This window comes from Burkholderia sp. KL41, from assembly GCF_057005415.2.
In genome coordinates this window covers 3,332,955-3,358,377 of sequence record NZ_CM174446.1, presented here as the reverse complement: position 1 = coordinate 3,358,377, position 25,423 = coordinate 3,332,955, and the positions used below count along the sequence as shown (strand labels likewise).

Below are 25,423 nucleotides of genomic sequence, written 5' to 3'. Positions count from 1 at the left end.
ACGGGCGGCGGGCAGGCGTGCCGGTCGGATCGGCGCGGACGGGTGCGTGTCCTCATCGGCCGGGCACGATGGCGGCCGCGGCTGCGGACGACGCTGACCCTGACGCGGTGGCGACGCGCCCGATGACAAAGGCGCACGCGCGGCCGGCGCGGACGACGGCGGCGCGGGTCGTGGACGAAGCGCAACCGGCCGCCGCGCGGCGACGGCGAGATGGCGCGCACGCGCGCGCCGCATACGGGATTCGCATGTCTCCCCCACCCAGGTGGATTCGGCCTGTCAGCGGCCGTGTCCAAAGATCTTATGAAACCTTTTATTGGTATTCAAGTGGTATCAATCTGGCGCTAAATTGGCATCGGCGTGTCCGGCTTGTCCGGCCTGCCGGGGCGAAAAAAAACCTCGCGCGAGGCGAGGTTCCTTCCGGGCGGCGGCAGCCCGATCGGCCGAACGCGTCAGTTGCGGGGTACGCGTGCTTCCTGCGTCTTCTGCCGTGCTTCGAGCCACATCGCATTGACGATGCCGAACGACAGCGCGACGCCGATACCGAGAATCCAGCTGAAATACCACATGATCCGACTCCTTGCGAAACGGGGGCGGCGGGGCGCCTGCGCGCCCCGGCCGGGTTCAATACATCGAATGCGTGTTCTCTTCGAGCACCTCGCGCGTGACCTTGCCGCGCATCACGCGATACACCCAGCTCGTGTAGAGCAGGATGAGCGGCAGGAACACGATCACCGCGAACAGCATCACCTGCAGCGTCATGTGGCTCGACGTCGAATCCCACACGGTCAGGCTGCTTCTCGGGTCGAGCGACGACGGCATGATGAACGGGAACATCGAGAAGCCGGCGGTCAGGATCACGCCGACGATCATCAGCCCCGTGCAGAAGAAGGCCGTCTTTTCCTGCTTCGAGCCGGCGAGCAGCATCGCCAGCAGGCCGCCCGCGATCCCGACGACGGGCGCCGCGATCATCCACGGGAATTCGCCGTAGTTCGCGAGCCACAGGCCCGAGCCCGCGGCGACGTCCTTGAGCAGCGGGTTCGCGACCGTATCGGTCGGCGCGGCGTGCGTGATGTGGAAGCCGCCGACATACGATGCGATCAGCACGCCGGCCAGCACGAACAGCACGACGGCGAGGAACGACGCCACGCGCAGCGCGATCGATGCGCGGCGCGCGATCACGCCTTCCGTCTTCATCTTGATGAAGGCCGCACCGTGTGCGACGAGCATCGTGAGGCTGACGAGCCCGCACAGCAGCGCGAACGGGTTCAGCAACGCCCAGAAGCCGCCGTAATAGGTCACGCGCAGGTCGCTGTCGAACTTGAACGGCACGCCTTGCAGCAGGTTGCCGAACGCGACGCCGAACACGAGCGCCGGCACGAAGCCGCCGACGAACAGGCCCCAGTCCCAGCCCGCGCGCCAGCGCGGGTCAGGGCGCTTGCTGCGGTAGTCGAAGCCCACCGGCCGGAAGAACAACGCGAACAGCACGAGCAGCATCGCGAAGTAGAAGCCGGAGAACGACGCCGCGTAGACGAGCGGCCAGGCCGCGAACATCGCGCCGCCGGCCGTGATCAGCCACACCTGGTTGCCTTCCCACGTCGCACCGACGGTGTTGACGATGATGCGGCGTTCCTCGTCGGTCTTGCCGAGGAACGGCAGCAGCGCGGTCGCGCCCATGTCGAAGCCGTCGGTGACGGCGAAGCCGATCAGCAGCACGCCGACGAGCAGCCACCAGATCACCTTGAGAGTTGCATAGTCCATAGCGATTCCTTGTTCCGTTTCAGGTGCGTGCTCAGGCCGGGGCGCGCTCGCTGGCCGCCTCGAGTTCGTGGTGATAGCGGCCGGTATGCAGCGACGACGGGCCGAGGCGCGCGTACTTGAACATCAGCTTGATCTCGATGACGAACAGTGCCGTGTAGAACGCGATGAAACCGGCGAGGCTCAGGTACAGGTCCGTCGACGTCAGGCTGGACGCGGACAGATGCGTCGGCAGGATGCCCGCGATCGTCCACGGCTGGCGGCCGAGCTCGGCGACGACCCAGCCGAATTCCGCGGCGAGCCACGGCAGCGGGATTGCCCACACCGCATAGCGCAGGAACCAGCGGCGGTTGTCCTGCAGCAGCTCGCGGCGCGCGCAGAACCAGAACGCGGCTACGAAAGTCGCGAGGAACAGGATGCCGAGGAACACCATCATCCGGAACGAGAAGAACACGGGCGCGACCGGCGGGATGGTCTTCTTCGCGGCGGCCTTGATCTGCTCCGGCGTCGCATCGGTCACGTTCGGCGTGAACTGCTTGAGCATCAACCCGTAGCCGAGATACTGCTTGTGCTGGTCGAACGATGCGCGGGTCGCGTCGCTCGTGTCGCCTTCCTTGATCTTCTGCAATGCGCCGTACGCGACCATCCCGCTCTGGATGTGCTCCTCGCTGCGCTTCGCGAGCTCGCGCAGGCCGATCACCGGTTCGTCGATCGAGCGCGTCGCGATCAGGCCGAGCGCGTACGGGATCTTGATCGCGTAGTCGGTGCGCTCTTCCTTCTGGTTCGGAATGCCGATCAGCGTGAACGAGGCCGGCGCCGGCTGGGTTTCCCATTCCGATTCGATCGCGGCGAGCTTCATCTTCTGCACTTCGCCGGTCGTATAGCCCGACTCGTCGCCGAGCACGATCACGCAAAGCGTCGACGCAAGACCGAAGCCGGCCGCGACCGCGAACGAGCGCAGTGCGAAGTCGGTGTCGCGCTTCTTCAGCAGGTACCACGACGAGATGCCGAGCACGAACATCGCGGCCGTCACGTAGCCGGCCGACACGGTGTGCACGAACTTCACCTGCGCGACCGGGTTGAACAGCACGTCGAACAGGTTCGTCAGCTCCATGCGCATCGTCTGGTAGTTGAACTCGGCGCCGACCGGGTTGTTCATCCAGCCGTTGGCGACGAGGATCCACAGCGCGGACAGGTTCGAGCCCAGCGCGACGAGGAACGTGACCATCAGGTGCTTGACCTTCGACAGGCGGTTCCAGCCGAAGAAGAACAGGCCGACGAACGTCGATTCGAGGAAGAACGCCATCAGGCCTTCGACCGCGAGCGGCACGCCGAAGATGTCGCCGACATAGTGCGAGTAGTACGACCAGTTCGTGCCGAACTGGAATTCGAGCGTGATGCCGGTCGTCACGCCCATCGCGAAGTTGATCCCGAACAGCTTGCCCCAGAACTGGGTCATGTCCTTGTAGACCTGTTTGCCGGTCATCACGTAGACGGCTTCCATGATGACGAGCAGCCAGGACAGGCCGAGCGTCAGCGGCACGAACAGGAAGTGGTAGAGCGCCGTGATGCCGAACTGCAGACGCGACAGATCGACGACTTCGCTACTTATCATGGTGGTCTCCCTCGGTGGGTGCAGGCGCCGGCACCGAGAGCAGCTTCTCGGCGACGGCGGCAGGCGGAAGCGACATGTGCTCGGCCTGCGGATGATTGAAGAATGCGTATTTGAGCGACATCAGGAGGATCAGCTTGACGATCAGCACCAGGCTGATGTCGCGGGCGAGGGTCGGGCCGCGTGCCCACGCGGCGATGCGCGCGCGCCAGCCGATCGAACCGGCCGGCCGCGGGGGAGGCGGCGCTGGCTCTTTATTGATCGAGATCAAGGCGATTTTCCTGAATCGACTTACGTCGGAATTGGGGCGACTTTACGTCGGATTTATGACGGCCGTGAAGCTGTTTTAATCCTTTTGCGCCTGACATGCCAATTTTAAAAGGACGGCTTTCCGCTGCCGAGTGCTGCGCTGCGGCAGACCGTCGCGAAACACGGCCCGAAACTTGAGGCAGATCAAGCTTATGCGGAAGGGGCCCGCGAACCGTCCAATACCTGATCAAACAGGTCGATTAATCGACGGAGAAACGAGCGAAGAGGCGGGCGGAAAGGCGAGTGATAAACCGGCCAAAAACCGGTGAAAAAGGCGGGCAAAAAAAACGCTGCCGGTCAGGCAGCGGTTTTCGATGAGGCGCTTTGAATCGCCAGTGATTTACGCGTATTCGGCGAGGGCAGTGCGCATCTTTTTCATTGCGCTCGCCTCGATCTGGCGGATGCGTTCCGCCGACACGCCGAACTCGGCGGCGAGATCGTGCAGCGTCGAGCCGCCCGAGCCGTCGTCGTCGACGTGCAGCCAGCGCGCCTCGATGATGCGGCGGCTGCGCGCGTCGAGCGCGTCGAGTGCCTGCGCGATGCCGTCCGTCTGCAGCGAGTCGCGCTGACGCGCGGCGAGCACGGCGGTCGGTTCGTTGTGCGAGTCGGCCAGGTAGGCGATCGGTGCGTACGACTCCTCGCCGTCTTCGACCTGCCCTTCGAGCGCGATATCGCCGCCCGACAGGCGCGTTTCCATTTCGGTCACGTCTTCGCGCTTGACGTTGAGCTCTTGTGCGAGGCCGTCGATTTCCTCGGGCGTCATCGCCTGCATGCTCTTCTTGTGGCTGCGCAGGTTGAAGAACAGCTTGCGCTGCGCCTTCGTCGTCGCGACCTTCACCATGCGCCAGTTGCGCAGGATGTACTCGTGGATCTCGGCCTTGATCCAGTGGATCGCGTACGACACGAGACGCACGTTCTGGGCCGGATCGAAGCGCTTCACGGCCTTCATCAGGCCGATGTTGCCTTCCTGGATCAGGTCGCCGTGCGGCAGGCCGTACCCGAGATAGTTGCGCGCGATCGACACGACGAGCCGCAGGTGCGACAGCACGAGGCGGCGTGCCGAGTCGAGATTGTTGCTTTCGCGGAATTCGGTCGCGTACTGGCGTTCCTCTTCTGCCGTCAGCAGCGGAATGCGATTGACGGCCTGGATGTACGCGTCGATGTTGCCAAGCTGGCCCGGCAACATTGATTGAGCTGCGAGCGCCAGCGAGCCTGCCGATTCGGCCTTGGCCGGCGTCGGGCTCAGGATGTTCGGGAGGGTCAGGGCGTTGCTCACTAAAAACTCCTTTGGAATCAGGGACAAACCCCCGGTCTCGAATGAGATTCCGTGGGGCATCTTAGCACTCCCGCAAGCTGAGTGCTAATTCCTTAGAGCAAGCGTGGGCATCGGAGTTCCCGTTTTTCTATCGAGTTAGTCGAGTCGATAGTCTATTCTGCGACAGGGGACGCGCGGCGAAGTTCCGTAAGCCGTTGTTTCAGATGGTAATCAGTAGACGATTTCAATTTTTGTTGTTTTGGAAGGAAGCCATTTCGCTTCGTGATGCCGATCCGAAAAGTCCTTTACCATACCATTCAGTTCGCTTGAGCCGGCCGAAGCGGCAGGTTCCATTCAACCCACAAAGTTGGAGTGTCAGATGAACAATAAGAAGAATCGCCGGCCCCGCAGCCGGCTTGTCCTGCACGCGATGCTGGCGGCGTCCCTTCTGGGAGGATCGGGCGCGGCATTCGCGGATCGATGGGGGATTCAGGCGGGCGGCGGTTTTTCGGATCGCCACGGGGTCGACAAGGGCGATCTCGGCGTGGTGTGGGATCCGGGCTGGAACTGGTGGGAAATGGGCGGTTGGCACTTCGCGTTCGTCGTGGAAGGGCACGCCGGCTACTGGCACACGGGCGGCAACGTTCACGGCAGCATCGGCGAATTCGGCGTGACGCCGCTGTTCCGCTTCATCAAGAGCGCCGGGGAGATTCGCCCGTTCATCGAGGCCGGCGGCGGCGTCCGGCTGCTGACGCACCCGACGATCTCGGATCATTTCTCGCTGGGAACGGCGTTCCAGTTCTCGCCGACCGCGGGGGTGGGCGTGCAGTTCGGCCAACGGCAACAGTATCAGGTCGGCTACCGTTTTGAACATGTGTCTAACGCGGGTATCAAAGAGCCGAATCCTGGTATAAATTTCCACCAGTTCTACGTGCAGTACAACTTCTGATCCGCACGCCCGCGCACGGCGTGCGCGTTGCCGAGGAGTCAGGCGATGGCGAAGGTGATCGATGCGATCCGCGCGCTCGAGCGCGATCGGTTCCGGGCGATGGTGGACGGCGACGGCGAGGCGCTCGGCGCGCTTTTGTCGGACAAGGTGTTCTTCGTGCACACCAACGGCAAACGCGAAACCAAGCAGCAGTTCATCGACGCCATCGTCGCCGGCCGCCGCCGCTATCGCCAGATCGAAATCCAGTCGCAGGATGTGCTGCCCGTCGGCGATGAAACCTGCGTCGTCACCGGGCGCGCGTTGATCGAGATGGAAACGAACAACGGCGGCCTGGTCTTCCCGATTGCGTATACCTCCGTCCACACCCACGAACAGGGCCGCTGGAGCCTGTTCGCGTGGCAGGCGACGCGGTGCGCGACCGAGACATGAGCGCGCGTGGCGCCCGTTTTCATGTCCCGATCGAAGCGGCCTTCTGGGCCGCTTTTTGCTGCCTCGTGCGGCGCGGATCGCGCGGCGCACGAGCGGTCACGCACCGCTCGCTGACGTTTGAACCCTGAAACGGAACCGGCCGTCAGGCCGCCGCGCGGCGATCCGCGCAGTGCCATGCCGAGCGATTGATCGCGCTGACGAGCGCATCGAGCGCGGCGCCCGCCGCATCGGCGTGCAGGCCGACGCCGTGCCGCAGCGGCGCATCGCCGACCCGGCAACCCACCGATACCGCGAGCCGCCCGTCCGTCGTGCGCGCGTGTTCGCACGAAGCAATGTCGATCGCGACGCCGGCGGCGGCCGCGAATGCCGCGGCCAAACGTCGCACGGCATCGTCAGGCGCGATATCCGCCGCGGGCGCCGTCGCGATCTCGCGGTTCTGCCAGCGCGCGCCGTTGCCGTGGCGCGCGGCCGGGCCGTCGGTCTCGAAGAATTCGCGCGCGAACAGCGCGCAGATCGCGTCGCCCGTCACTTCCTCTCCCGACGCGTCGGCAAGCGTCTGCACCGCGTGGCTGAATTCGATCTGCACGCGCCGCGTCGGCGTGAAGCCCATCCCGCGTTCGAGCAGGAACGTCGCGCCGCCCTTGCCGGACTGGCTGTTGACGCGGATCACCGCGTCGTAGCTGCGGCCGAGGTCGGCCGGGTCGATCGGCAGGTACGGCACTTCCCACGGCGCGTCGGGGCGCTGCTGCGCGAAGCCCTTGCGGATCGCGTCCTGGTGCGAACCGGAGAACGCGGTGAACACGAGGTCGCCCGCATACGGATGGCGCGGATGCACCGGAATCTGGTTGCAGCGTTCGACGACGCGGCGCACCGCGTCGATGTCGGAGAAATCGAGGCCAGGATCGATGCCCTGCGTGTAGAGGTTCAGCGCGAGCGTGACGAGATCGACGTTGCCGGTACGCTCGCCGTTGCCGAACAGGCAACCCTCGATGCGGTCGGCGCCCGCGAGCAGCGCAAGTTCGGCCGCCGCGACCGCCGTGCCGCGGTCGTTGTGCGGATGCACGGACAGCACGATGCTGTCGCGATACGCGAGGTTGCGGTCCATCCATTCGATCTGGTCGGCGAACACGTTCGGGCTCGCGGCTTCGACGGTGGCCGGCAGGTTGACGATCATCTTGTGGTCGCGGGTCGGGCGCCAGGTTTGCGCGACCGCGTCGCAGATCTCGCGTGCGAACGTCAGCTCGGTCATGCTGAAGGTTTCCGGCGAGTACTGGAAGGTCCACTGCGTGTCGGGGCGCGCGGCGGCGTGCTCCTTGATGATGCGCGTGCCGTCGATCGCGAGCGCCTTCACGTCGGCCTTCGACATCCCGAACACGATGCGGCGGAACGACGGGCAGACCGCGTTGTACAGGTGCACGATCGCGCGCGGCACGCCTTCGAGCGCGTCGAACGTGCGTGCGATCAGGTCTTCGCGCGCCTGCACGAGCACTTCGATCGTCACGTCGTCGGGAATCCGCTTGTCGTCGATCAGCTTGCGGACGAAATCGAAGTCGGTTTGCGACGCCGACGGAAAGCCGACTTCGATCTCCTTGAACCCGATCGCGACCAGCATCTCGAAGAATTCGAGCTTCTGCTCGATGCTCATCGGCTCGATCAGCGACTGGTTGCCGTCGCGCAGGTCGGTGCTCATCCAGACGGGCGCGCGCTCGATGGTGCGCGACGGCCATTTGCGGCCATTGAGGCGGACGGGCTCGAACGGACGGTACTTGTCTTGCGGATTGCGCTGCATCTTCTGGACCTCGGGTCTCAAGTCGCGAGCGAAGACGGGCGGCATGGGCGACGGTTGGCGCTGCCTCGCTCCGCGGCACGTGAGCGCGCTGCGGATGCGGATGATCTTCGCGAATCGGCCGACGGATAGACGGACGAATGCTGACGACTTCGGGTTGTAAAAACTGCGAGAGGGGTACTGCGAGGAACTGCTGGGAGGGACCGTGCGGACAGCACACGGCGCTACGACAGCCTTAGGCTAGTCGTAGCGATAGCGGCCGCGCTAGGCGGCCGGAGGTAATTCGGAGGGTGTTCGGAAAGGAACGCATGACGGCAACTCTATGCCAGGATGCGCCCGCGTGTCAAATGCCCGGCGCGCGGGGCCGGTTCGCGGGCGTGCCGTCAGCGCGCGATGCGGGTGATCTGCACGATCGTCGCGACCTGGCGGGCGACGGTGTCGGGCACCGGCACCTCGCCGCGCAATACGGCGTCCGTCCACGCGGCCGTCGTGGCCGCATCGCGCGATTCGGGCAGGGCGACGGGGGGCGCATCGGTCGACGAGCGCTCGGCCTCGATCAGCGTGTCGCACACGCCGTCGTGTAACCAGTCGACCTGTACCTGGCGCCGCGTGTCGGCAACGGCTTCGCCCTCGGTGCCGCGCGCCAGCAGCGCGCCGCCGAGCGCGGCGTCCGGATGGTCGCGGAACAGCTGCGCGAGGCTGTCGCGGTACGGCGGGTGCGTGTAGTTGACGAGCCGCAGGCCGGCCGGTGCGAACGGCTGCAGGATCTTCACGAGCGTGTGCGTCGAATTGCGCACGCCGAGCACGCGACGCATCGACAGCAGGTGGGCGATGCGCGGCGCCAGCACCTCGATCGACGCGAACGCGACGCGGCGCTCGGCAAGCGTGTCCTCGATCGCATCGTGCGACGCCGACGGCGCGAGCGACAGCGCCGAGAAGATCTCGGCGCTCGTCACACGGCCCGGATCCTGCTCGACACCATGCACGAGCACCGGCACGCCTTCGCGCGCGAGCAGCAGTGCGAGCAGCGGCACGAGGTTCGGCTGCTTGCGCGCGCCGTTGTAGCTCGGGATCGCGACGGGGCGGAACGCCGCGTCCTGTACGTGCACGGGCTCGAACGACGCCTGCGCGGCGGCGAGCATCGCGGCCAGCTCGTCGGCGGATTCGCCCTTCAGCCGATAGGCGATCAGGATCGCGCCGAGTTCGACATCCGACACGCGCGCGTCGAGCATCGCGCGATAGAGCTCGAACGTGTCCTCGGCGGACAGCGCGCGTGCGCCGTTCGGGCCGCGGCCGATTTCCTTGATGAAGCGGGCGCACGGGAACGGAACGGCGGCGGGGTCGTGGGAAGCGGTCATCGGGGCGTGGGGCGGGCGGCCGGCATCGGGCCGCGCTGTGAGCGGTGAGGAATGCCCGAGTATCGCATGGGCACGGCCGGCGCAAGCAAGGGGGCGCATCGCGGCGCGCTACACTCTGGTTCCCGGCGGTGCGCGCGCCGGCTGCGCCGCGCCCGTGCCGTTGCCGGCCGAATACGACTACGAGAGACATCCCATGAAGCTTTACAGCTATTTCCGCAGTTCCGCGTCGTACCGCGTGCGGATCGCCCTGAACCTGAAGCAGCTGCCGTTCGACTACGTTCCCGTGCACATGCTGCGTGACGGCGGCGAGCAACTGAAGGACGCGTACCGCGCGCTGAATCCGGACGCGGTCGTGCCGACGCTGACCGACGGCGACGCGACGCTGCAGCAGTCGCTCGCGATCATCGAATATCTCGAGGAAACCCATCCGGAACCGGCGCTGCTGCCGAAGCAGCCGGTCGATCGCGCCTATGTGCGTGCGGTGGCGCTGCAGATCGCGTGCGAAATCCATCCGCTCAACAACCTGCGCGTGCTGAAGTACCTGAAGCACACGCTGAAGGTGCCCGAAGAGGCGAAGAACGCGTGGTACCGCCACTGGATCGAGGCGGGCTTCGAATCGCTCGAGACCCGTCTCGCGAGCGATCCGCGCACCGGCAAGCTGTGTTTCGGCGACACGCCGACACTCGCCGACGTGTGCCTCGTGCCGCAGGTGTTCAACGCGAACCGCTTCTCGATCGACACGACGCGTTATCCGACGATCCAGCGGATCGTCGACCATGCGTCGACGCTCGAGGCGTTCAAGGCCGCCGAACCCGGCGCGCAGCCCGACGCCGAATGAGCGCGGTGCGCCCGGCATGCATGACCGGGCGCGCATGAAAAAGGGCGCCCGAAGGCGCCCCGTGCGATGCGTGCCGGCGGTGTTCAGCCGAGCAGCGCGTCCGCGAATTCGACTGCGCTGAACGGCTGCAGATCCTCGACCTTCTCGCCGACACCGATGAAGTAGACCGGCACCGGGCGCTGCCGCGCGATCGCGGCGAGAATCCCGCCCTTCGCGGTGCCGTCGAGCTTCGTGACGATGAGACCGGTGAGGCCGAGCGCGTCGTCGAATGCCTTGACCTGCGTGAGCGCGTTCTGGCCGGTGTTCGCGTCGATCACCAGCAGCACTTCGTGCGGCGCGCCGTCGTGCGCCTTCGAGATCACGCGCTTCACCTTCTTCAGCTCTTCCATCAGGTGGAGCTGCGTCGGCAGGCGGCCGGCCGTGTCGGCCATCATCACGTCGATCTTGCGCGCGCGCGCGGCGCTGACCGCGTCGAAGATCACCGCGGCCGGATCGCCGCTTTCCTGCTGCACGACCGTCACGTTGTTGCGCTCGCCCCAGACCGCCAGCTGTTCGCGCGCGGCCGCGCGGAACGTGTCGCCCGCGGCCAGCAGCACCGACTGGTCGAAGCTCTGCAGATGCTTTGCGAGCTTGCCGATGCTGGTCGTCTTGCCCGCACCGTTCACGCCGGTGATCATCATCACGAGCGGCTGCGCGCGGCCGAGCATCAGCGACTTCTCGAGCGGCGTCAGCAACTCGACGAGCAGGTCGTGCAGCGCGGCCTTCACCTGCTGCGGGTCGGTCAGGCGGCCCGCGCGCACCTTTTCGCGTAGCGCGCCGAGCAGGTACTCGGTCGCGTCGACGCCCGCGTCGGACATCAGCAGCGCGGTTTCGAGCTCCTCGTACAGATCCTCGTCGATCTTCGTGTTGACGAAGACGCCGGTGATGCTCGAGCCCGTCTTGGCAAGCCCCGTTTTCAGGCGGGCGAGCCACGATTTCTTCGCGGTGGCGTCCTGCAGCGGCGGCGGAACGATTTCGACCGTCTCGACGACTTCGTCGCGCCCGTCGTTGGTCGGCGTGACCGTCATCACGACGGCCGGCGCGGCCGGTTGCGCGGGCGCTTGCGGCACCTCGGCCGCAGGCGGGGCCTCGACCGCGGGCGCATCGGACGGTTCGTCCGTTTGCTGCGCGTCGGCCGATTGCGATTCCGCCGGATCGGGCTCCTGCGTTTTCTTGAATCGTTTGAAGAAGCTGAACATGGTCTGACGTCGGGAAGAGGGCGGGCCGCCGCCAGAAGCGGGGCACCGGACGGGCCGTCCTGCGTTCGCGCGGGCGCGGCGCACGGCGGCCGAAACCGTGCATTTTATCAGCGCGGCGTGGCGCTCGCGTCAGTGCGCGCCGCCGCTGTGGTAACGTGCGCCTGTTTGGCGGTGCGCCCCTGCGCGCGCCCGGTCCCTCCGTCGTCGATATTCCGTATGTCCCGTTCCTCTTCCGGCCGCCCGGCGGCCCCTTCCAGCCGCGGCAAGCCGCACACGATCCGCATCATCGGCGGTGACTGGAAACGCACGCCGCTCGCGGTGCTCGATCTCGACGGCCTGCGGCCGACGCCCGATCGCGTGCGCGAGACGCTGTTCAACTGGCTCGGCCAGGATCTCGAAGGCCGCCGCTGCCTCGACCTGTTCGCGGGCACGGGCGCACTCGGTTTCGAGGCCGCGTCGCGCGGCGCGGCGAGCGTCGTGATGGTCGAGCGCCATCCACGCGCCGCGCAGCAGCTGCGTGCGATCAAGGACAAGCTCGGCGCGCGTGCGGTCGAGGTCGCGGAGGCGGACGCGTTGCGGCTCGCGGCCGGGCTCACGCCGGGCGCGTTCGACGTCGTGTTTCTCGATCCGCCGTTCGGCGAACCGGCTGTGCTCGATCGCGCGGTCGCGCTGGCGGCGCCGCTCGTCGCGGCGGGCGGCGCGCTGTACGTCGAAACGGGCGCGGAACTCGACCCGGCCGCGCATGATGCGCTCGCGGGCTGGGAGGTGGTGAAGCACGGCAAGGCCGGTGCGGTTCACTATCATTTGCTGCGGCGCGAAAATGATGAATAATGCGCGTTCCATACGAGGCGGCGCGCTGCAAAGGCGACGCATGCCCATCTCGGCAGTCGCGTGCGCATGGCACCGCTGCCATCCCGTTTGCGTGATGACAGGAGGAGCGACATGGTAGTCGCCGTGTATCCCGGTACGTTCGATCCGCTGACGCGCGGGCACGAAGACCTCGTGCGGCGTGCGTCGAGCATTTTTGATACGCTGGTGGTCGGTGTGGCCGACAGCCGCGCGAAAAAGCCGTTCTTCTCGCTGGAAGAACGTCTGACGATTGCGAACGAGGTGCTCGGCCATTACCCGAACGTGAAGGTGATGAGTTTCACCGGCCTCCTGAAGGACTTCGTCCGCACCAACAACGCACGCGTGATCGTGCGCGGCCTGCGCGCCGTGTCCGATTTCGAATATGAGTTCCAGATGGCGGGGATGAACCGCTATCTGTTGCCCGACGTCGAGACGATGTTCATGACGCCGTCCGACCAGTACCAGTTCATCTCGGGCACGATCGTGCGCGAAATCGCGCAGTTGGGCGGTGATGTCAGCAAGTTCGTGTTCCCGTCCGTCGAGAAGTGGCTGACCGAGAAAGTGACGGCGATGGGAGGCCCTGCCGCGTGACGCGGCGCCGGCCGGTTTCGTCGCGAAGCCGGCCGCCGGCCTGAAGAAGTGAGATCAGTATGGCTTTGATGATTACCGACGAGTGCATCAATTGCGACGTGTGCGAGCCCGAGTGCCCGAACGGCGCGATTTCGATGGGCCCGGACATCTACGTGATCGACCCGAACAAGTGCACCGAGTGCGTCGGCCATTTCGACGAACCGCAGTGCCAGCAGGTGTGTCCGGTCGAATGCATTCCGCGCGATCCGCAGCATGACGAATCGCACGCGCAATTGATGGAGAAGTATCACGCGTTGATCGCCGTGAAAGGCGACGACGCGTCGTGACCCCGTGGTGACGCGCGCGCCTGGGTTCTTCGGCACGCACGTCACGCATCCGGATCGGCGCCGCCTGGCGCCGGTTCCTTCATGTCAGGCCAGCAGCTCGCGCAACGCCGCGACGAGCGCATCGCATTCGGCATCGGTGCCGACGGTGATGCGCAGGTGCTGGTCGATTCGCGGCAGCCCGAAGTGCCGCACGAAAATTTCCCGTTCCTTCAGTTTGGCCGCGATGGCGCCCGCGTCGTGCGCGGGATGGCGTGCGAACACGAAATTCGCGGCCGACGGCACGACGTCGAAGCCGAGCGTGCCGAGCGCGTGCGTGAGCCGCGTCCGGCTGTCGATCACGCGCCGGCAGGTTGCGCTGAAATAATCGGTGTCTTCGTATGCCGCCTGCGCGGCGACTTGCGCGAGCCGGTCGAGCGGATATGAGTTGAAGCTGTCCTTCACGCGGTTCAACGCGTCGATCAGCGCGGCATCGCCGAATGCGAAACCGACGCGCATGCCCGCGAGCGAGCGTGCCTTCGACGTCGTGTGCACGACGAGCAGGTTCGGGTAGCGGTCGATCAGCGCAATCGCGGACTGCGCGCCGAAGTCGACATAGGCTTCGTCGATCACGACGACCGACGACGGATTCGCGGCCGCGATCCGCTCGACATCCGCGAGCGGCAACGCGCGCCCGGTCGGCGCGTTCGGGTTCGGAAACAGCACGCCGCCGGCATCGTCGAGATAGTCGTCGACACGGATCGAGAGGTCATCCGCGAGCGGGACGACCGTCGTCTCGACGCCGTACAGGCGTGCATAAGTCGGATAGAAGCTGTACGTGATGTCGGGGAAGCGCAGCGGCCGGTCGTGCTTGAGCAACGCCTGGAATGCGTGCGCGAGCACCTCGTCGGAGCCGTTGCCGACGAACACCTGCTCGGGCTGGATGCGGTGATGGGCCGCGACCGTTTCGCGCAGCGCGCGTGCAACCGGGTCCGGATAGCGGCGCAGCGTGTCGCCGGTCGCGCCGAGTTCGCGCGCGATCGCCGCGACGACGCGCGGCGACGGCGGATAGGGATTTTCGTTGGTGTTCAGCTTGACCGGGTGTGCGAGCGCGGGCTGCTCGCCCGGCACGTAAGGCACGAGTTGCTGAACGACGTCGCTCCAGTAACGGCTCACCGCTTGGCTCCTGTCGGGCAAAGCGACCAGATTACCGCAAGTATGCGCAGGATGGGGCGGGCGGGGCCGCCCGGCGACGCCGGACGGCGCGATGATCGCGGAGGAGCGCTGCGGTCAGTTGCGATGCAGCTGCATCGTCGCGCGGTCGAGTTCGCCCTTGACGACCATCGGCATCACGGCGAGCGCGCGTTCGATCGACGCGTCGATCACGTCCTGTTCCTCGCGGCGCGGCGGCTTCAGCACGAAGTTCGCGACATCGGGCTTCGCGCCGGCGCGGGCGCTTTCCGGAATCAGGTCGCGCGGATGGCCGATGCCGATTCGCAGCCGCCAGTACTGTTGTGACGACAGGTGTGCGGTGATGTCCTTCAGGCCGTTGTGGCCGCCACTGCCGCCGCCGAGCTTCAGCTTCACGGTGCCGGGCGGCAGGTCGAGCTCGTCGTGTGCGACGAGGATCTGGTCGGGCAGGATCTTGAAGAACTGCGCGAGCGCGACGACCGACTGGCCGGAGCGGTTCATGTAGGTTTGCGGCTCGAGCAGGTGGACTTCCTCACCGTGCAGGCGCGCTTTCGCGTAGAAGCCATGGAAGCGGCGTTCGTCGCGCAGCGTCGCGCCTGCTTCGCGGGCGAGCTGGTCGATCAGCCAGAAGCCGGCGTTGTGGCGCGTCGCGGTGTATTCCGCCCCGGGATTGCCGAGGCCGACGATCAATTTGATCATGACGTTTCGAAGGCGGCAGCCGCCGCCTGGGCGCAGAAAAAGAAAAACCCGCCGGGCAAGCCGCGGCGGGTTGCGTCGACCGTTTCGTGAAACGGATCGATGGGGCGCGTAGGCAGCCGCTTAGGCAGCCGGCGTTTCGCCTTCGGCTGCGTCCGACACGGCACCAGCCGGGACCGTCGCCGATGCGACAACCGGGTTTTCCGCGTCGACGTGCGCGACCAGCGCGACGCCCTTCGGCAGTGCGATGTCCTTCGCGTGCAGCGATTGACCGGCTTCGATCTTCGACAGGTCGACTTCGAGGAACTCCGGCAGGTCAGCCGGCAGGCACTCGATTTCGATTTCCGTCGCGACGTGCGAAACGATCGCGCTCGACAGCTTCACGGCCGGGCTGATTTCAGCGTTCAGGAAGTGCAGCGGAGCCTTCGTGTGCAGCTTCTTCTTCGCGTCAACGCGCTGGAAGTCCACGTGCAGCACCAGTTGCTTGAACGGGTGGTATTGCACGTCGCGCAGCAGAACCTGTTGCGACTGGCCAGCCACTTCGAGGTCGAGGATCGACGAGTGGAAAGCTTCCTTCTTCAGGGCGTGCCACAGGGCGTTGTGATCGAGTTCGATCTTTTGCGGGGCTGCTTCGCCACCGTAAACGATACCCGTGGTCTTACCGGCGTTGCGCAGGCGGCGGCTCGCACCCGTACCTTGCTGTTGGCGCTCGAAAGCGACGACTTTCATATGATTCTCCAATGGCTGCCCGCGACCAGGCAGTAAAACGGGGCCGTCAAATGTCGGCCCCCGATGAAGCGGACGGGGTTTCGTCTATCCCGTCCGATTGTGCAAAAAGCGAAGCGTTGCCGCTTCGCTTTCTGCGCATGCTTTGTTCAGTCGATTCGCGATCAGGATTCCGCGAACAGCGACATCACCGAATCGCCGCGGCGGATCCGCGAGAACGTTTCGGCCAGCAGGCTCGCGCTCGTCAGTGCACGGATCTTCGAGCAGCCGAGCGATTCGGCGGACAACGGGATCGTGTCGGTGACCACCAGCTCGTCGAGTGCCGACGCGGCGATGCGATCACCCGCGCCACCCGACAGCACCGGGTGCGTCGCGTAGGCGAAAACCTGTTTCGCGCCGCGCTCCTTCAGCACTTGCGCGGCCTTGCAGAGCGTGCCTGCCGTATCGACCATGTCGTCCATGATCACGCAGGTGCGGCCTTCGACTTCACCGATGATGTTCATCACTTCGGAGACGTTCGCCTTCGGGCGACGCTTGTCGATGATCGCGAGATCGCAGTTGAGCTGCTTCGCGAGTGCCCGGGCACGCACCACGCCGCCGACGTCCGGCGACACGACGAGCAGATCCGGGTAGTTCTGCTTGCGCAGGTCACCCAGCAGGATCGGCGTTGCGTAGATGTTGTCGACCGGGATGTCGAAGAAGCCTTGAATCTGGTCGGCGTGCAGATCCATCGTGATGATCCGCTCGACGCCGGCGATTTCCAGCATGTTCGCGACGACCTTCGCCGAGATCGCAACGCGCGCCGAACGCGGGCGGCGATCCTGACGGGCGTAGCCGAAGTAGGGGATGGCTGCAGTGATCCGGCCGGCGGATGCGCGCTTGAGCGCATCGACCATGATCATCAGTTCCATCAGGTTGTCGTTCGTCGGTGCGCATGTGGATTGCAGGACGAAGACGTCCTTGCCGCGCACGTTTTCCTGGATCTCGACCTGGATCTCGCCGTCGGAGAAACGGCTGACCATTGCTTTGCCGAGGGGGATACCAAGGATATTGACGACTTCCTGGGCGAGCGCGGGATTCGCGTTGCCAGTAAAGACCATCAGGCCATCATGGCTGTGGCTGCTCATCGTGCACCTGCTTCAGGCTTGGGCGGGAAATGCGGGAAAATTTTTTGGCAGGGGAGGAAGGACTCGAACCCTCGCATGCCGGAATCAAAATCCGGTGCCTTGACCAACTTGGCGACTCCCCTACACTTAACTGACTGCTTCACCGAACTCGTGTAGGCCGTTCGGCAAAGTAAAACTTCATGACGCGAAAGCGAAGAGCGGATGCTCGTCCAGACTCTCGGCAACTGCACCATTCCAACTGGCGGGCAGCTTGGCTTTCGCCGCTTCTGCCTCGTGCTTGCTGTGAAACGCTGCAAACACGCTTGCTCCGGAGCCGGTCATCCTCGCGGGGGTCAAATCATACAACCATTTAACCGCCTGCGCAACTTCCGCGTACTTCCTTGTTACAACTTCCTGCATGTCGTTCCGGCCGAAGCTGTCTGGCCATCCCGCATCGCTGGTTTGCTGTGCAAGAAAGTCAGCAATTGTGACGGGCTTCGTATCTCTTGTCAACAACTCATCTGAAAATATTTCAGCGGTCGGGACATGAACGCTTGGCGTCACAACCAAGAACCAGCGAGTCGGCAATTGTACCTCAGCTAATTCTTCTCCGATACCCTCTGCGAACGCATTTTTTCCAAAAATAAAAAACGGGACGTCTGCGCCGAGTTTGACCGCGAGCGACTGAAGCTCGGCGCGCGGCAGGTCGAGTCGCCACAGGCGGTTCAGTGCGAGCAGCGTCGTTGCGGCGTCGGAGCTGCCGCCGCCAAGGCCGGCCCCCATCGGCAGGCACTTGTCGATCTCGATGTCGACGCCGTGCACGGTGCCCGTATGTGCTTTCAGCAGGTTGGCCGCGCGCACGACGAGGTCGCTTTCCTCGGGCACACCGGGCACGTCGGTGACGCGCACGACGCGACCGTCGTCGCGCAGCGTGAAATGCAGCGTGTCGCCCCAGTTCAGCAACTGGAACACGCTCTGCAGATCGTGATAGCCGTTCGGGCGGCGGCCGGTGATGTGCAGGAACAGGTTGAGTTTCGCGGGCGCAAGGCAATTGCGCAGCGAGCGGGTCGAATCGGTCATGCGTATGTCTGGGCTGGGCCGGTGCTCACTGGTCGAGCACGAGCTTGATGTCGAGCGGCGGGGTCGCGCGCACGAGGTTGACGCGTTTGACGCCCGTGGCCGGGGCATCCGCGTAGGCGAGGTAGTCGATCGTCCAGCCGTCCTGGCGGATCTGCTTGACGCGCGTGCCGTCGGCCGGGTCGCGCACCGTCTCCGCAGGGGTCGCGGGCGCGGCCGTGGGCAGCAGCCAGTAGCGCAGGCCCGCGAGCGGCAGTTCGAAGCCGAGCGTTTTCTGCATCAGGTCGCCGACGTCCGGCGCATATTGCGTCGGACGGTTCGGCAATTCGAGCGATGCCGCCTGCGGCGTCGATTTCACGACCGCGAGCGTCTGGCCGAGCGGGCTGCGCAGCTCGAGCGACACGTCGTCGCCGTGCTCCTGCCAGTCGAAGTTGCCGTACACGTTCTGCTGCTTGCCGAGACGGTCGTCGTACTGCACCGCGAAGCGGCCATGGTAAGCGTGCGTTGCGGCGGTCTGCAGCGGCGCGCCCGTCGGCGCGCTGGCCGACGGCGGCGTGCTCGCGCAGCCGGCGAGCGCGAGCGCCGCGCCGGCTGCGGCCAGCGTGCGCTGCGCGCGGGAGGACAGGGAAAACGTCGGGAACATCTGCATCAGAGGCCGTTGATCTGGAGGCGTTTCAGCGTCTGCACGAGCGTGTCGTTGTCCGGCTCGAGCTTCTGCGCGTCACGCCACGCGGAACGCGCGTCGTCCTGCGCGCCGCTCTTCCACAGCACTTCGCCGAGATGCGCGCCGATTTCGGCGTTCGGCTGCAGTTCGTACGCGCGCCGCAGCACCTTCGCCGCGCCGGCCGTATCGCCCATCCGGTACTTCACCCAGCCGAGACTGTCCATGATGTAGGCATCGTTCGGCGCGAGCGTCATTGCCTTGTCGATCAGCTTGCTGGCTTCGGGCAGCCGCTGGTTGCGGTCGGCGAGCGAATAGCCGAGCGCGTTGTACGCCTGCGGATTGTCGGGCTGCGTGCGGATCAGCTCGCGCAACTGCTTTTCCATCGTCGTGTAGTGGCCGGTTTTTTCGGCCGCCATCGCGTAGTCGTAGCGCAGGTCGGGATCGTCCGGGAAGTCCTGGACCGCCTGCCCGAGCCGGGCCTCGGCTTCCGGATAGCGCTTCGCGGTGAACAGGATCGACGCGTCGGTGCGAGCGACCACGGCGGCATCGCGCGGATCCGTGATCGGCAGGTCGTCGAGCACCTTGCGCGCCTCGTCGGTCTTGCCCTGTTTCTGCAGCAGTTGCGCGCGCGTGATCTGCGCGGGGAGATAGTGCTGGCTCGTCTGGTCGACCTTGTCGAGCCATTGCGACGCCTGCGCATCGTTGTTCTGGTCGATCGCGATCTGCGCGAGGTAGATGTAGCCCTGGCCGACGTCGAGGTTCGGCTGCTTGTCGCCGAGCTGCACGTACTGCTTCAGGTAGGCGGTGGCTTCGTCGAGCTTCTTCTGCTGGATCTTGATCAGCGCGAGCGCCATCAGCGGCGTCGGATCCTTCGAGTCGAGCTTGCGCATCGTCTCGAACTGCTTCTGCGCGTCGTCGAGGCGATCGTCGGCGAGATAGAGCTGCGACAGCGCGAGCCGCGCATCGCGCGACTTCGGATTCTGCTGAACATACTTCTCGAACGACGCGATGCCCGCCGCGCGTTCCGCAGGCCCCATCTGCGACAGCATCAGGGCCGCCGGCAGGTAGTCGGGGCGGATCTGCAGCGCCTGCTTCAGCGACTGCGCGGCGCCGTCCTTGTCGTCGACCGCAAGCTGCTGGCGCGCGATCGCGAGCTGAGCCTCGGGCCGGTTCAGGTCGTTCTTCAGCATGTCCTTCAGCACCGCGAGGCCGCCGACGCGGTCGGGGCCGCGCACGAGCAGCGCCTGCAGCGCGAGGATCGCCGGGCCGCGCGTCTCGCCGGTCGCCCTGGCCAGCTCGCGCGCGAGCATCGGCTGCGCGTCGGCCGGCTTGCCGGCGAGCACCAGCAGCGCGGCGTCGACTTGCGACGCCCGGTTCGATTCCGGTGCGTACTGGCGCCACAGGTTCGCGGCGGACAGCGCGTCGGCAGGGCTCTGCGCACCGAGCGCGATCTCGGTCGCGCGCTGGGCCATGCGCGGATCGCGCGTGTCGCGGGCAAGCGCGAGGTAGGTCTGGTAGGCCGGCGCGGGCTGGTTGCGCTGGAGCGCGACCTCGGCGGCGAGCACCTGGTAGACGATCTGGCTCGTCAGCGGAACGCCGGGGAGATTCTTCTGCTCGTCCGGCATCACGTGCTCGAACGCACCCTGCGGTTCCGCGTCGTCCGATGCCGGATCCTGCGCGTGAGCCGGGAAGGCGGTGAGGGTCCAGGCGGCGAACAGCGCGGCGCCGAGCGCACGGCGGACCGGGAAGGCACGCGCGCCGCGCACGGCGGCGGGGCGCTTCAGAAGCAGCTTCGAGGGCAGGGTCATGGAAATCCGTTCGATGTTTCAACCGATTGTAACGCGCTCGCTACAATACACGCACGATCGTGAATCCAGCCTCAGACCCGTAAAACATGCCAGAGTTGCCAGAAGTCGAAGTCACGCGCCGGGGCATCGAGCCCTTTGTCGCGGGCCGCCGCGTCGAGCGAGTCGACGTCCGTACCGAGATGTTGCGCTGGCCCGTGCCGGCAGGGCTCGCCGAGCAGTTGCGCGCGCGCGAGGTGCTCGCCGTCGAGCGTCGCGGCAAGTACCTGCTGTTCGAGGTCGACGCCGGCTGGTTCATCGTCCATCTCGGCATGACGGGCACGCTGCGCGTGCTGCCCGCCGACGGCGTGCCGGTCGCCGCCAGGCATGACCACATCGACTGGATCTTCGACGAATTCGTGCTGCGGTTCCGCGATCCGCGCCGTTTCGGCGCGGTGCTGTGGCACCCGCGCGAAGCAGGCGACGTGCATGCACATCCGCTGCTCGCGAGCCTCGGCGTCGAGCCGTTCTCGCCGGCGTTTACCGGCGCGCTGCTGCACGCGCGCACGCGCGGCCGCACCGTGTCGGTCAAGCAGGCGCTGCTCGCGGGCGACATGGTCGTCGGCGTCGGCAACATCTATGCGTCGGAGAGCCTGTTTCGCGCGGGCATCCGGCCGACGACGGCCGCCGGCAAGGTCTCGCTGCCGCGCTACGAGCGGCTGGCCGACGCGGTGCGCGCGACGCTCGCCGACGCGATCGAGCGTGGCGGCAGCACGTTGCGCGATTTCGTCGGCAGCAACGGCGAAAGCGGCTATTTCCAGCTCGACTGCTTCGTCTACGACCGTGCCGGCCAACCCTGCCGCGTATGCGGCACACCGATTCGCCAGATCGTGCAGGGCCAACGGTCGACTTATTTTTGCCCGACCTGCCAGCGTTGAAACCTCAGCGTTGAAACCTTATTCCCCGATCAGATAACTTGAAGCCGCCCCGCATCGCCCCCGCTCCGTTCCCCGTCACGCCGCTGCATCGCACGTTCGCCACGCGCCTGGTCGCATGGCAGCGCGAGCATGGCCGCCACGACCTGCCGTGGCAGAACACGCGCGATCCGTACCGGATCTGGCTGTCGGAAATCATGCTGCAGCAGACGCAGGTATCGACCGTCATCCCGTATTACACGCGCTTTCTCGAACGCTACCCGGACGTCGCCGCGCTCGCGGCCGCGCCGACCGACGACGTGATGGCGCTGTGGGCGGGGCTCGGTTACTACTCGCGCGCGCGCAATCTGCACCGCTGCGCGCAGGTCGTCGTGGCCGAGCACGGCGGCGCGTTTCCGGCGACGCCCGACGCGTTGGCCGAACTGCCGGGTATCGGCCGTTCGACGGCCGCGGCGATCGCGTCGTTCGCGTATGGCGCGCGCGCGACGATCCTCGACGGCAACGTGAAGCGCGTGCTTGCCCGGGTTTTCGGCGTCGAGGGCTTTCCGGGCGAGAAGCGTGTCGAGAACGACATGTGGGCGCTCGCCGAATCGCTGTTGCCCGACGCCGCGAATGCGGCCGACGTGAGCGCGTACACGCAGGGGCTGATGGATCTCGGCGCGACACTGTGCGTGCGCGGCAAGCCCGATTGCGCGCGGTGCCCGTTCGCGGGCGATTGCGTTGCGCAATCAACGGGCCGCCAGCGCGAGCTGCCGGCCGCGCGGCCGAAGAAGGCGGTGCCGACACGCAAGACCTGGATGCTCGTGCTGCGCGACGGTGACGCCGTGCTGCTCGAGCGCCGGCCGCCGACCGGCATCTGGGGCGGGCTGTGGAGCCTGCCGCAAGCGGACGGCGACGCCGCGCTTGCGGAACTCGCGCGCGGCTTCGGCGGTGGCGGCACGGTGCCGCTCGCGCCGCTCACGCACACGTTTACGCATTTCCGGCTCGAGATCGAGCCTCGGCTGAGCGACATGGCCGACGGTGGCGGCCTGCCTTCGGGGGCGCGGGATGCGGATACCGCGTGGGTCCCGCTGAGCCGGCTCGACGCGTACGGCGTGCCGGCGCCCGTGCGCAAGCTGCTCGATGCGCTGAGCGGGCCGCTGTTGTAACGAACGGGAAGGGCGCGGCGCGGGCCGCGTTCGGGAACGCGCGGGATGCCGCTTGCGGGAAAGGTCTTCCGGCGGGTGCGACGCGCGACGGAATCGGCCGCGGTAGTTACAGCCAGCCGTGCCGGTCGAGTACGTGGTGCACGGCATCGATGCGTGCGCCGACGTCCGGAAACTCCATCAGCTTCTGCCGCGCGCGCAGGTCGAGCGGCAGCAGTTCCGCGAGGCGGTTCGACACCCAGCTCGGATCGTCGAGGCGGAACGGTTCGCCGAACGGCATTTTCTCCGGATCGGACTTCTTCAGCGCGTCGATGATGCGCTCGAGCACCTCGGCGCACGAGCCGAATTGAGCGAGCGCCTGCTCGCCTTCGAGCGGGATGTCGTCGGGCAGCGGCTCCGCGATGCCGACCAGCAGCCCGTTGCCTTCGACGCGATACGACAGCAGCTCGAAACGCTGCGTGCCGACGGCCTGCAGATAAAGCATGCCGAATTCGCCGGTATCGCACTCGGTGATGCGCGCCATGCAGCCGATGGTCTCGGGCACCGACACGGCGCCGTCCTGTGCGACTTCGGGCCCGCTCTTCAGCAGGCACACGCCGAACGGCGCGTTGTCGCGCAGGCACGCGCGGGACATGTCGAGATAACGCGCCTCGAACACCTTGAGCGGGAGCAGCCCCCCCGGAAACAGCACCGTGTGCAGCGGAAACAGCGGCAGGTCGATCAGGGTGGTCGATAGGGAGGACATGGCGCGCGGGCGTTGGGGCGTGCGTCGCTAGGGTCGGTCGACCTCGGAGACGAGCCGCGACGACGCGTCGACATCCACTGGCGCGTCACGATGCCGCACGATCACGTTCGCCTCGCGCGCAAGGCGCGCGGCAAGCGTTTCCGCGATGAACACCGAACGATGCTGCCCGCCCGTGCAGCCGATGGCGACGGTCAGGTAGCTGCGGTTGTCATCGCGGAAGTGCGGCAGCCATTTCATCAGGAACGCATGGATGTCGTCGATCATCTGGTGGACGATCGGCAGTGCGTCGAGAAAGGCGATGACCGGTTGGTCGAGCCCGGTGAGCGGGCGCAACTCGTGGTCGTAGTACGGGTTCGGCAGCGCGCGCACGTCGAACATCAGGTCGGCGTCGAGCGGCACGCCGCGCTTGAAACCGAACGATTCGAACATCACCATCAGGTCGTTGTTCTTCTGCTCGATGAAGCGCTTGACCCACGTACGCAGCGCGTTCGCGCGCAGCGTGCTCGTGTCGATCTGGTGGCCGAATTCGGCGAGCGGCGCGACGAGGTGGCGTTCGCGCTCGATCGCTTCCTCGAGCGACGACAGCAGGCCGACGTCCGCATCGTGCGACAGCGAGCCGGACAGCGGATGACGGCGGCGTGTTTCGGAGAAGCGCTGGATCAGCGACTGGGTGCTCGCGTTGAGGAACAGCACGCGGACGTCGTGCTCGCGCGACAGCTCGCGAATCAGGCCGGGCATTTCGTCGAGCGATGCGCTCGAGCGCGCGTCGATCGCGACCGCGAGCCGGTGCTGGCCATCCTCCGCGAGGTAGCGGGCAAGTTCGGGGAGCACGTGCGGCGGCAGGTTGTCGACGCAGTAATAGCCTGCGTCTTCGAGCGCGTTCAACGCGACGGACTTGCCTGAGCCGGAGATGCCGGTGATGAGGACGATGCGCATGGGAAGCAGAGAATCCTGACGTTTCATCATAGCACCGGCTCGACGCGTCGGCGTTGCGTGGCCGGCGCGTGCGGGTTACACCAGTTTGCCGGGGAATTGACTGTCGGGATCTTGCATCGCGAGTCGTTGCCGATCCATGAAATCGCGCAACGTGTCGATTCCGCGCAACTGCAGGATCGTGTTCCGGACGGCTGCCTCGACGAGCACCGCGAGGTTGCGGCCGGCCGCAACCTGGATCGTGACCTTGCTGATCGGCAAACCGAGCACGTCGACGGTCTGGCTTTCGAGCGGCAGGCGCTGGAATTCGCCGTCGGGGCGCCGCACGAGCTGGACGATCAGCTTCAGCTTCATTTTCCGCCGCACGGCGGTTTCACCGAAGATCGTCTTGATGTCGAGCAGGCCGAGGCCGCGCACTTCGAGCAGGTTCTGCAGCAGCGGCGGGCAGCGCCCTTCGACGAAATCGGGGCCAAGTCGGACGAAATCGACCGCGTCGTCGGCGACGAGGCCGTGGCCGCGGCTGATCAGCTCGAGGCCGAGCTCGCTCTTGCCGAGGCCCGAATCGCCGGTCAGCAGCACGCCCATCCCGAGGATGTCGATGAACACGCCGTGCAGCGTCGCGCGCGGCGCGAGGATCCGCGACATGTAGAGCCGCAGGCTGTCGATCACCGCGGCGGCCGACATCGGCGTCGTGAACAGCGGGGTCGACGAGCGCGTACAGCGCAGCACGAGTTCGGGCGGGGCGGCGGCGCCGCCCGCGACGACGAGGAACGGCGGTTCGAGGGCGATCAGCTCGGCCATGTGGCGCGAGCGGTCTTCGTCGGTCTGCCGCTGGTAGTAGTCGATTTCGGCTTCGCCGAGCACCTGGATCCGGTTCGGGTGGATCAGGTTCAGGTGGCCGACGAGGTCGGCGCTCGAAGTTGCATTGCCGACGGTGTCGGCCGAAAAGCCGCGTTCCCAGCCTTCATGCCCCGTCAGCCAGCTCAGCTTCAGCGTGGCCGCGTTGTCGTCGAAGATGCTCTGGGCGTTGATGCTGGACGTATCCATGACTGCTCCGTCACTCCAATGGGCCGGTGCATGCGCGCGGCGACGGACGTCGCCATGCCGGGCCGGCGCCGGGCGGCCCTGGACGGCGGCATGTGCCGCCTCG

Annotated in this window: 26 protein-coding genes and 1 tRNA gene; 8 read left to right on the top strand and 19 right to left on the bottom strand. The window is 66.2% G+C overall.

Annotation, left to right across the window (positions count from 1 at the left end; genetic code table 11):
* Positions 1-449 precede the first annotated feature (449 nt).
* The 5 genes from cydX to rpoH all read right to left on the bottom strand — a co-directional run bounded on the left by cydX (position 450) and on the right by rpoH (position 4,952).
* Positions 450-566, bottom strand: a complete 117-nt coding sequence (gene cydX / locus PQB87_RS15815) for a cytochrome bd-I oxidase subunit CydX (RefSeq protein WP_059688674.1) — start codon at positions 564-566, stop codon at positions 450-452.
* Between the two features lie 55 nt (positions 567-621).
* The gene (gene cydB / locus PQB87_RS15810) at positions 622-1,758 is read right to left on the bottom strand and encodes a cytochrome d ubiquinol oxidase subunit II (protein ID WP_021163034.1); all 1,137 of its coding nucleotides are present in this window, start codon (positions 1,756-1,758) and stop codon (positions 622-624) included.
* Between the two features lie 31 nt (positions 1,759-1,789).
* Positions 1,790-3,370 (bottom strand): cytochrome ubiquinol oxidase subunit I, encoded by a 1,581-nt coding sequence (locus tag PQB87_RS15805; protein WP_111938893.1) that lies wholly within the window; start codon positions 3,368-3,370, stop codon positions 1,790-1,792.
* Positions 3,360-3,644, bottom strand: coding sequence for a cytochrome oxidase putative small subunit CydP (cydP, locus tag PQB87_RS15800; protein WP_174415966.1), 285 nt, complete (start codon positions 3,642-3,644; stop codon positions 3,360-3,362). Before cydP ends, PQB87_RS15805 begins: the two co-directional genes overlap by 11 nt.
* A 372-nt stretch (positions 3,645-4,016) precedes the next feature.
* On the bottom strand, positions 4,017-4,952 hold the full coding sequence (gene rpoH, locus PQB87_RS15795) for an RNA polymerase sigma factor RpoH (protein WP_059688678.1): 936 nt from the start codon (positions 4,950-4,952) through the stop codon (positions 4,017-4,019).
* Between the two features lie 358 nt (positions 4,953-5,310).
* Between rpoH and PQB87_RS15790 the strand changes: the two genes are divergently transcribed.
* Positions 5,311-5,880 carry an acyloxyacyl hydrolase gene (locus tag PQB87_RS15790; protein ID WP_021163039.1) on the top strand — a complete coding sequence of 190 codons (570 nt, stop codon included), beginning with the start codon at positions 5,311-5,313 and terminating at the stop codon, positions 5,878-5,880.
* Positions 5,881-5,925: 45 nt separating this feature from the next.
* The gene (locus tag PQB87_RS15785) at positions 5,926-6,309 is read left to right on the top strand and encodes a nuclear transport factor 2 family protein (RefSeq protein ID WP_027789089.1); all 384 of its coding nucleotides are present in this window, start codon (positions 5,926-5,928) and stop codon (positions 6,307-6,309) included.
* A gap of 142 nt (positions 6,310-6,451) precedes the next feature.
* Here the strand turns inward: PQB87_RS15785 and leuA are convergent, their stop codons facing one another.
* Together leuA and ybiB are read right to left on the bottom strand one after the other, a co-directional pair.
* Positions 6,452-8,098 (bottom strand): 2-isopropylmalate synthase, encoded by a 1,647-nt coding sequence (gene leuA / locus PQB87_RS15780; protein WP_233345267.1) that lies wholly within the window; start codon positions 8,096-8,098, stop codon positions 6,452-6,454.
* Between the two features lie 380 nt (positions 8,099-8,478).
* Positions 8,479-9,453: a DNA-binding protein YbiB gene (gene ybiB, locus PQB87_RS15775; RefSeq protein WP_059688680.1), complete on the bottom strand. Its 975-nt coding sequence runs from the start codon at positions 9,451-9,453 to the stop codon at positions 8,479-8,481.
* A gap of 193 nt (positions 9,454-9,646) precedes the next feature.
* Between ybiB and maiA the strand changes: the two genes are divergently transcribed.
* The gene (gene maiA / locus PQB87_RS15770; RefSeq protein ID WP_059688681.1) at positions 9,647-10,291 is read left to right on the top strand and encodes a maleylacetoacetate isomerase; all 645 of its coding nucleotides are present in this window, start codon (positions 9,647-9,649) and stop codon (positions 10,289-10,291) included.
* 83 nt (positions 10,292-10,374) lie between these two features.
* On the opposite strand, the gene ftsY is transcribed toward maiA, so the two are convergent.
* Complete coding sequence (gene ftsY / locus PQB87_RS15765; protein ID WP_021163045.1) at positions 10,375-11,529, bottom strand: signal recognition particle-docking protein FtsY; 1,155 nt, start codon at positions 11,527-11,529, stop codon at positions 10,375-10,377.
* A gap of 216 nt (positions 11,530-11,745) precedes the next feature.
* On the opposite strand from ftsY, the gene rsmD reads away from it, so the two are divergent.
* The 3 genes from rsmD to PQB87_RS15750 all read left to right on the top strand — a co-directional run bounded on the left by rsmD (position 11,746) and on the right by PQB87_RS15750 (position 13,295).
* Positions 11,746-12,360 carry a 16S rRNA (guanine(966)-N(2))-methyltransferase RsmD gene (gene rsmD / locus PQB87_RS15760; RefSeq protein WP_027789093.1) on the top strand — a complete coding sequence of 205 codons (615 nt, stop codon included), beginning with the start codon at positions 11,746-11,748 and terminating at the stop codon, positions 12,358-12,360.
* Positions 12,361-12,471: 111 nt separating this feature from the next.
* The gene (gene coaD, locus PQB87_RS15755; RefSeq protein WP_021163047.1) at positions 12,472-12,969 is read left to right on the top strand and encodes a pantetheine-phosphate adenylyltransferase; all 498 of its coding nucleotides are present in this window, start codon (positions 12,472-12,474) and stop codon (positions 12,967-12,969) included.
* 59 nt (positions 12,970-13,028) lie between these two features.
* The gene (locus tag PQB87_RS15750) at positions 13,029-13,295 is read left to right on the top strand and encodes a YfhL family 4Fe-4S dicluster ferredoxin (protein ID WP_006477774.1); all 267 of its coding nucleotides are present in this window, start codon (positions 13,029-13,031) and stop codon (positions 13,293-13,295) included.
* An 84-nt stretch (positions 13,296-13,379) separates the two neighbouring features.
* On the opposite strand, the gene hisC is transcribed toward PQB87_RS15750, so the two are convergent.
* From hisC to PQB87_RS15710, 8 genes are all read right to left on the bottom strand, one after another.
* Positions 13,380-14,447 carry a histidinol-phosphate transaminase gene (hisC, locus tag PQB87_RS15745; protein WP_059688683.1) on the bottom strand — a complete coding sequence of 356 codons (1,068 nt, stop codon included), beginning with the start codon at positions 14,445-14,447 and terminating at the stop codon, positions 13,380-13,382.
* A 114-nt stretch (positions 14,448-14,561) separates the two neighbouring features.
* Entirely contained in the window at positions 14,562-15,161 is a 600-nt protein-coding gene (gene pth / locus PQB87_RS15740) for an aminoacyl-tRNA hydrolase (protein WP_021163050.1), read from the bottom strand.
* A gap of 120 nt (positions 15,162-15,281) precedes the next feature.
* Complete coding sequence (locus PQB87_RS15735) at positions 15,282-15,887, bottom strand: 50S ribosomal protein L25/general stress protein Ctc (protein ID WP_021163051.1); 606 nt, start codon at positions 15,885-15,887, stop codon at positions 15,282-15,284.
* Between the two features lie 161 nt (positions 15,888-16,048).
* Positions 16,049-17,011, bottom strand: a complete 963-nt coding sequence (locus PQB87_RS15730; protein ID WP_027789096.1) for a ribose-phosphate pyrophosphokinase — start codon at positions 17,009-17,011, stop codon at positions 16,049-16,051.
* A 45-nt stretch (positions 17,012-17,056) separates the two neighbouring features.
* Positions 17,057-17,133, bottom strand: a tRNA-Gln gene (locus tag PQB87_RS15725).
* A gap of 55 nt (positions 17,134-17,188) precedes the next feature.
* Complete coding sequence (gene ispE / locus PQB87_RS15720) at positions 17,189-18,070, bottom strand: 4-(cytidine 5'-diphospho)-2-C-methyl-D-erythritol kinase (RefSeq protein ID WP_226144869.1); 882 nt, start codon at positions 18,068-18,070, stop codon at positions 17,189-17,191.
* A gap of 25 nt (positions 18,071-18,095) precedes the next feature.
* The gene (gene lolB, locus PQB87_RS15715) at positions 18,096-18,716 is read right to left on the bottom strand and encodes a lipoprotein insertase outer membrane protein LolB (protein WP_021163054.1); all 621 of its coding nucleotides are present in this window, start codon (positions 18,714-18,716) and stop codon (positions 18,096-18,098) included.
* Complete coding sequence (locus tag PQB87_RS15710) at positions 18,716-20,539, bottom strand: tetratricopeptide repeat protein (RefSeq protein ID WP_301863396.1); 1,824 nt, start codon at positions 20,537-20,539, stop codon at positions 18,716-18,718. The genes lolB and PQB87_RS15710 overlap by 1 nt, the downstream gene beginning before the upstream one ends.
* A gap of 86 nt (positions 20,540-20,625) precedes the next feature.
* Here PQB87_RS15710 and mutM point away from each other — a divergent pair, with 86 nt between their 5' ends.
* Together mutM and mutY are read left to right on the top strand one after the other, a co-directional pair.
* Positions 20,626-21,453 carry a bifunctional DNA-formamidopyrimidine glycosylase/DNA-(apurinic or apyrimidinic site) lyase gene (gene mutM, locus PQB87_RS15705; RefSeq protein ID WP_042977157.1) on the top strand — a complete coding sequence of 276 codons (828 nt, stop codon included), beginning with the start codon at positions 20,626-20,628 and terminating at the stop codon, positions 21,451-21,453.
* 38 nt (positions 21,454-21,491) lie between these two features.
* Positions 21,492-22,598, top strand: coding sequence for an A/G-specific adenine glycosylase (mutY, locus tag PQB87_RS15700; protein ID WP_060348972.1), 1,107 nt, complete (start codon positions 21,492-21,494; stop codon positions 22,596-22,598).
* Between the two features lie 106 nt (positions 22,599-22,704).
* Here the strand turns inward: mutY and PQB87_RS15695 are convergent, their stop codons facing one another.
* The 3 genes from PQB87_RS15695 to hprK form a co-directional block, all read right to left on the bottom strand.
* Complete coding sequence (locus PQB87_RS15695; RefSeq protein WP_021162603.1) at positions 22,705-23,340, bottom strand: LON peptidase substrate-binding domain-containing protein; 636 nt, start codon at positions 23,338-23,340, stop codon at positions 22,705-22,707.
* Between the two features lie 27 nt (positions 23,341-23,367).
* Positions 23,368-24,276: an RNase adapter RapZ gene (gene rapZ / locus PQB87_RS15690; protein ID WP_021162602.1), complete on the bottom strand. Its 909-nt coding sequence runs from the start codon at positions 24,274-24,276 to the stop codon at positions 23,368-23,370.
* Positions 24,277-24,351: 75 nt separating this feature from the next.
* Positions 24,352-25,320 carry an HPr(Ser) kinase/phosphatase gene (gene hprK, locus PQB87_RS15685; RefSeq protein WP_011353227.1) on the bottom strand — a complete coding sequence of 323 codons (969 nt, stop codon included), beginning with the start codon at positions 25,318-25,320 and terminating at the stop codon, positions 24,352-24,354.
* Positions 25,321-25,423 lie beyond the last annotated feature (103 nt).

Excerpts from the sequence above, each read along its gene's own strand:
- cydX (WP_059688674.1), bottom strand. The coding sequence starts at position 566 with ATGTGGTATTTCAGCTGGATTCTCGGTATCGGCGTCGCGCTGTCGTTC.
- cydB (WP_021163034.1), bottom strand. The coding sequence starts at position 1,758 with ATGGACTATGCAACTCTCAAGGTGATCTGGTGGCTGCTCGTCGGCGTG.
- PQB87_RS15805 (WP_111938893.1), bottom strand. The coding sequence starts at position 3,370 with ATGATAAGTAGCGAAGTCGTCGATCTGTCGCGTCTGCAGTTCGGCATC.
- PQB87_RS15790 (WP_021163039.1), top strand. The coding sequence starts at position 5,311 with ATGAACAATAAGAAGAATCGCCGGCCCCGCAGCCGGCTTGTCCTGCAC.
- PQB87_RS15785 (WP_027789089.1), top strand. The coding sequence starts at position 5,926 with ATGGCGAAGGTGATCGATGCGATCCGCGCGCTCGAGCGCGATCGGTTC.
- leuA (WP_233345267.1), bottom strand. The coding sequence starts at position 8,098 with ATGCAGCGCAATCCGCAAGACAAGTACCGTCCGTTCGAGCCCGTCCGC.
- ybiB (WP_059688680.1), bottom strand. The coding sequence starts at position 9,453 with ATGACCGCTTCCCACGACCCCGCCGCCGTTCCGTTCCCGTGCGCCCGC.
- maiA (WP_059688681.1), top strand. The coding sequence starts at position 9,647 with ATGAAGCTTTACAGCTATTTCCGCAGTTCCGCGTCGTACCGCGTGCGG.
- ftsY (WP_021163045.1), bottom strand. The coding sequence starts at position 11,529 with ATGTTCAGCTTCTTCAAACGATTCAAGAAAACGCAGGAGCCCGATCCG.
- rsmD (WP_027789093.1), top strand. The coding sequence starts at position 11,746 with ATGTCCCGTTCCTCTTCCGGCCGCCCGGCGGCCCCTTCCAGCCGCGGC.
- coaD (WP_021163047.1), top strand. The coding sequence starts at position 12,472 with ATGGTAGTCGCCGTGTATCCCGGTACGTTCGATCCGCTGACGCGCGGG.
- PQB87_RS15750 (WP_006477774.1), top strand. The coding sequence starts at position 13,029 with ATGGCTTTGATGATTACCGACGAGTGCATCAATTGCGACGTGTGCGAG.
- pth (WP_021163050.1), bottom strand. The coding sequence starts at position 15,161 with ATGATCAAATTGATCGTCGGCCTCGGCAATCCCGGGGCGGAATACACC.
- PQB87_RS15735 (WP_021163051.1), bottom strand. The coding sequence starts at position 15,887 with ATGAAAGTCGTCGCTTTCGAGCGCCAACAGCAAGGTACGGGTGCGAGC.
- PQB87_RS15730 (WP_027789096.1), bottom strand. The coding sequence starts at position 17,011 with ATGAGCAGCCACAGCCATGATGGCCTGATGGTCTTTACTGGCAACGCG.
- ispE (WP_226144869.1), bottom strand. The coding sequence starts at position 18,070 with ATGACCGATTCGACCCGCTCGCTGCGCAATTGCCTTGCGCCCGCGAAA.
- lolB (WP_021163054.1), bottom strand. The coding sequence starts at position 18,716 with ATGCAGATGTTCCCGACGTTTTCCCTGTCCTCCCGCGCGCAGCGCACG.
- PQB87_RS15710 (WP_301863396.1), bottom strand. The coding sequence starts at position 20,539 with ATGACCCTGCCCTCGAAGCTGCTTCTGAAGCGCCCCGCCGCCGTGCGC.
- mutM (WP_042977157.1), top strand. The coding sequence starts at position 20,626 with ATGCCAGAGTTGCCAGAAGTCGAAGTCACGCGCCGGGGCATCGAGCCC.
- PQB87_RS15695 (WP_021162603.1), bottom strand. The coding sequence starts at position 23,340 with ATGTCCTCCCTATCGACCACCCTGATCGACCTGCCGCTGTTTCCGCTG.
- rapZ (WP_021162602.1), bottom strand. The coding sequence starts at position 24,276 with ATGCGCATCGTCCTCATCACCGGCATCTCCGGCTCAGGCAAGTCCGTC.
- hprK (WP_011353227.1), bottom strand. The coding sequence starts at position 25,320 with ATGGATACGTCCAGCATCAACGCCCAGAGCATCTTCGACGACAACGCG.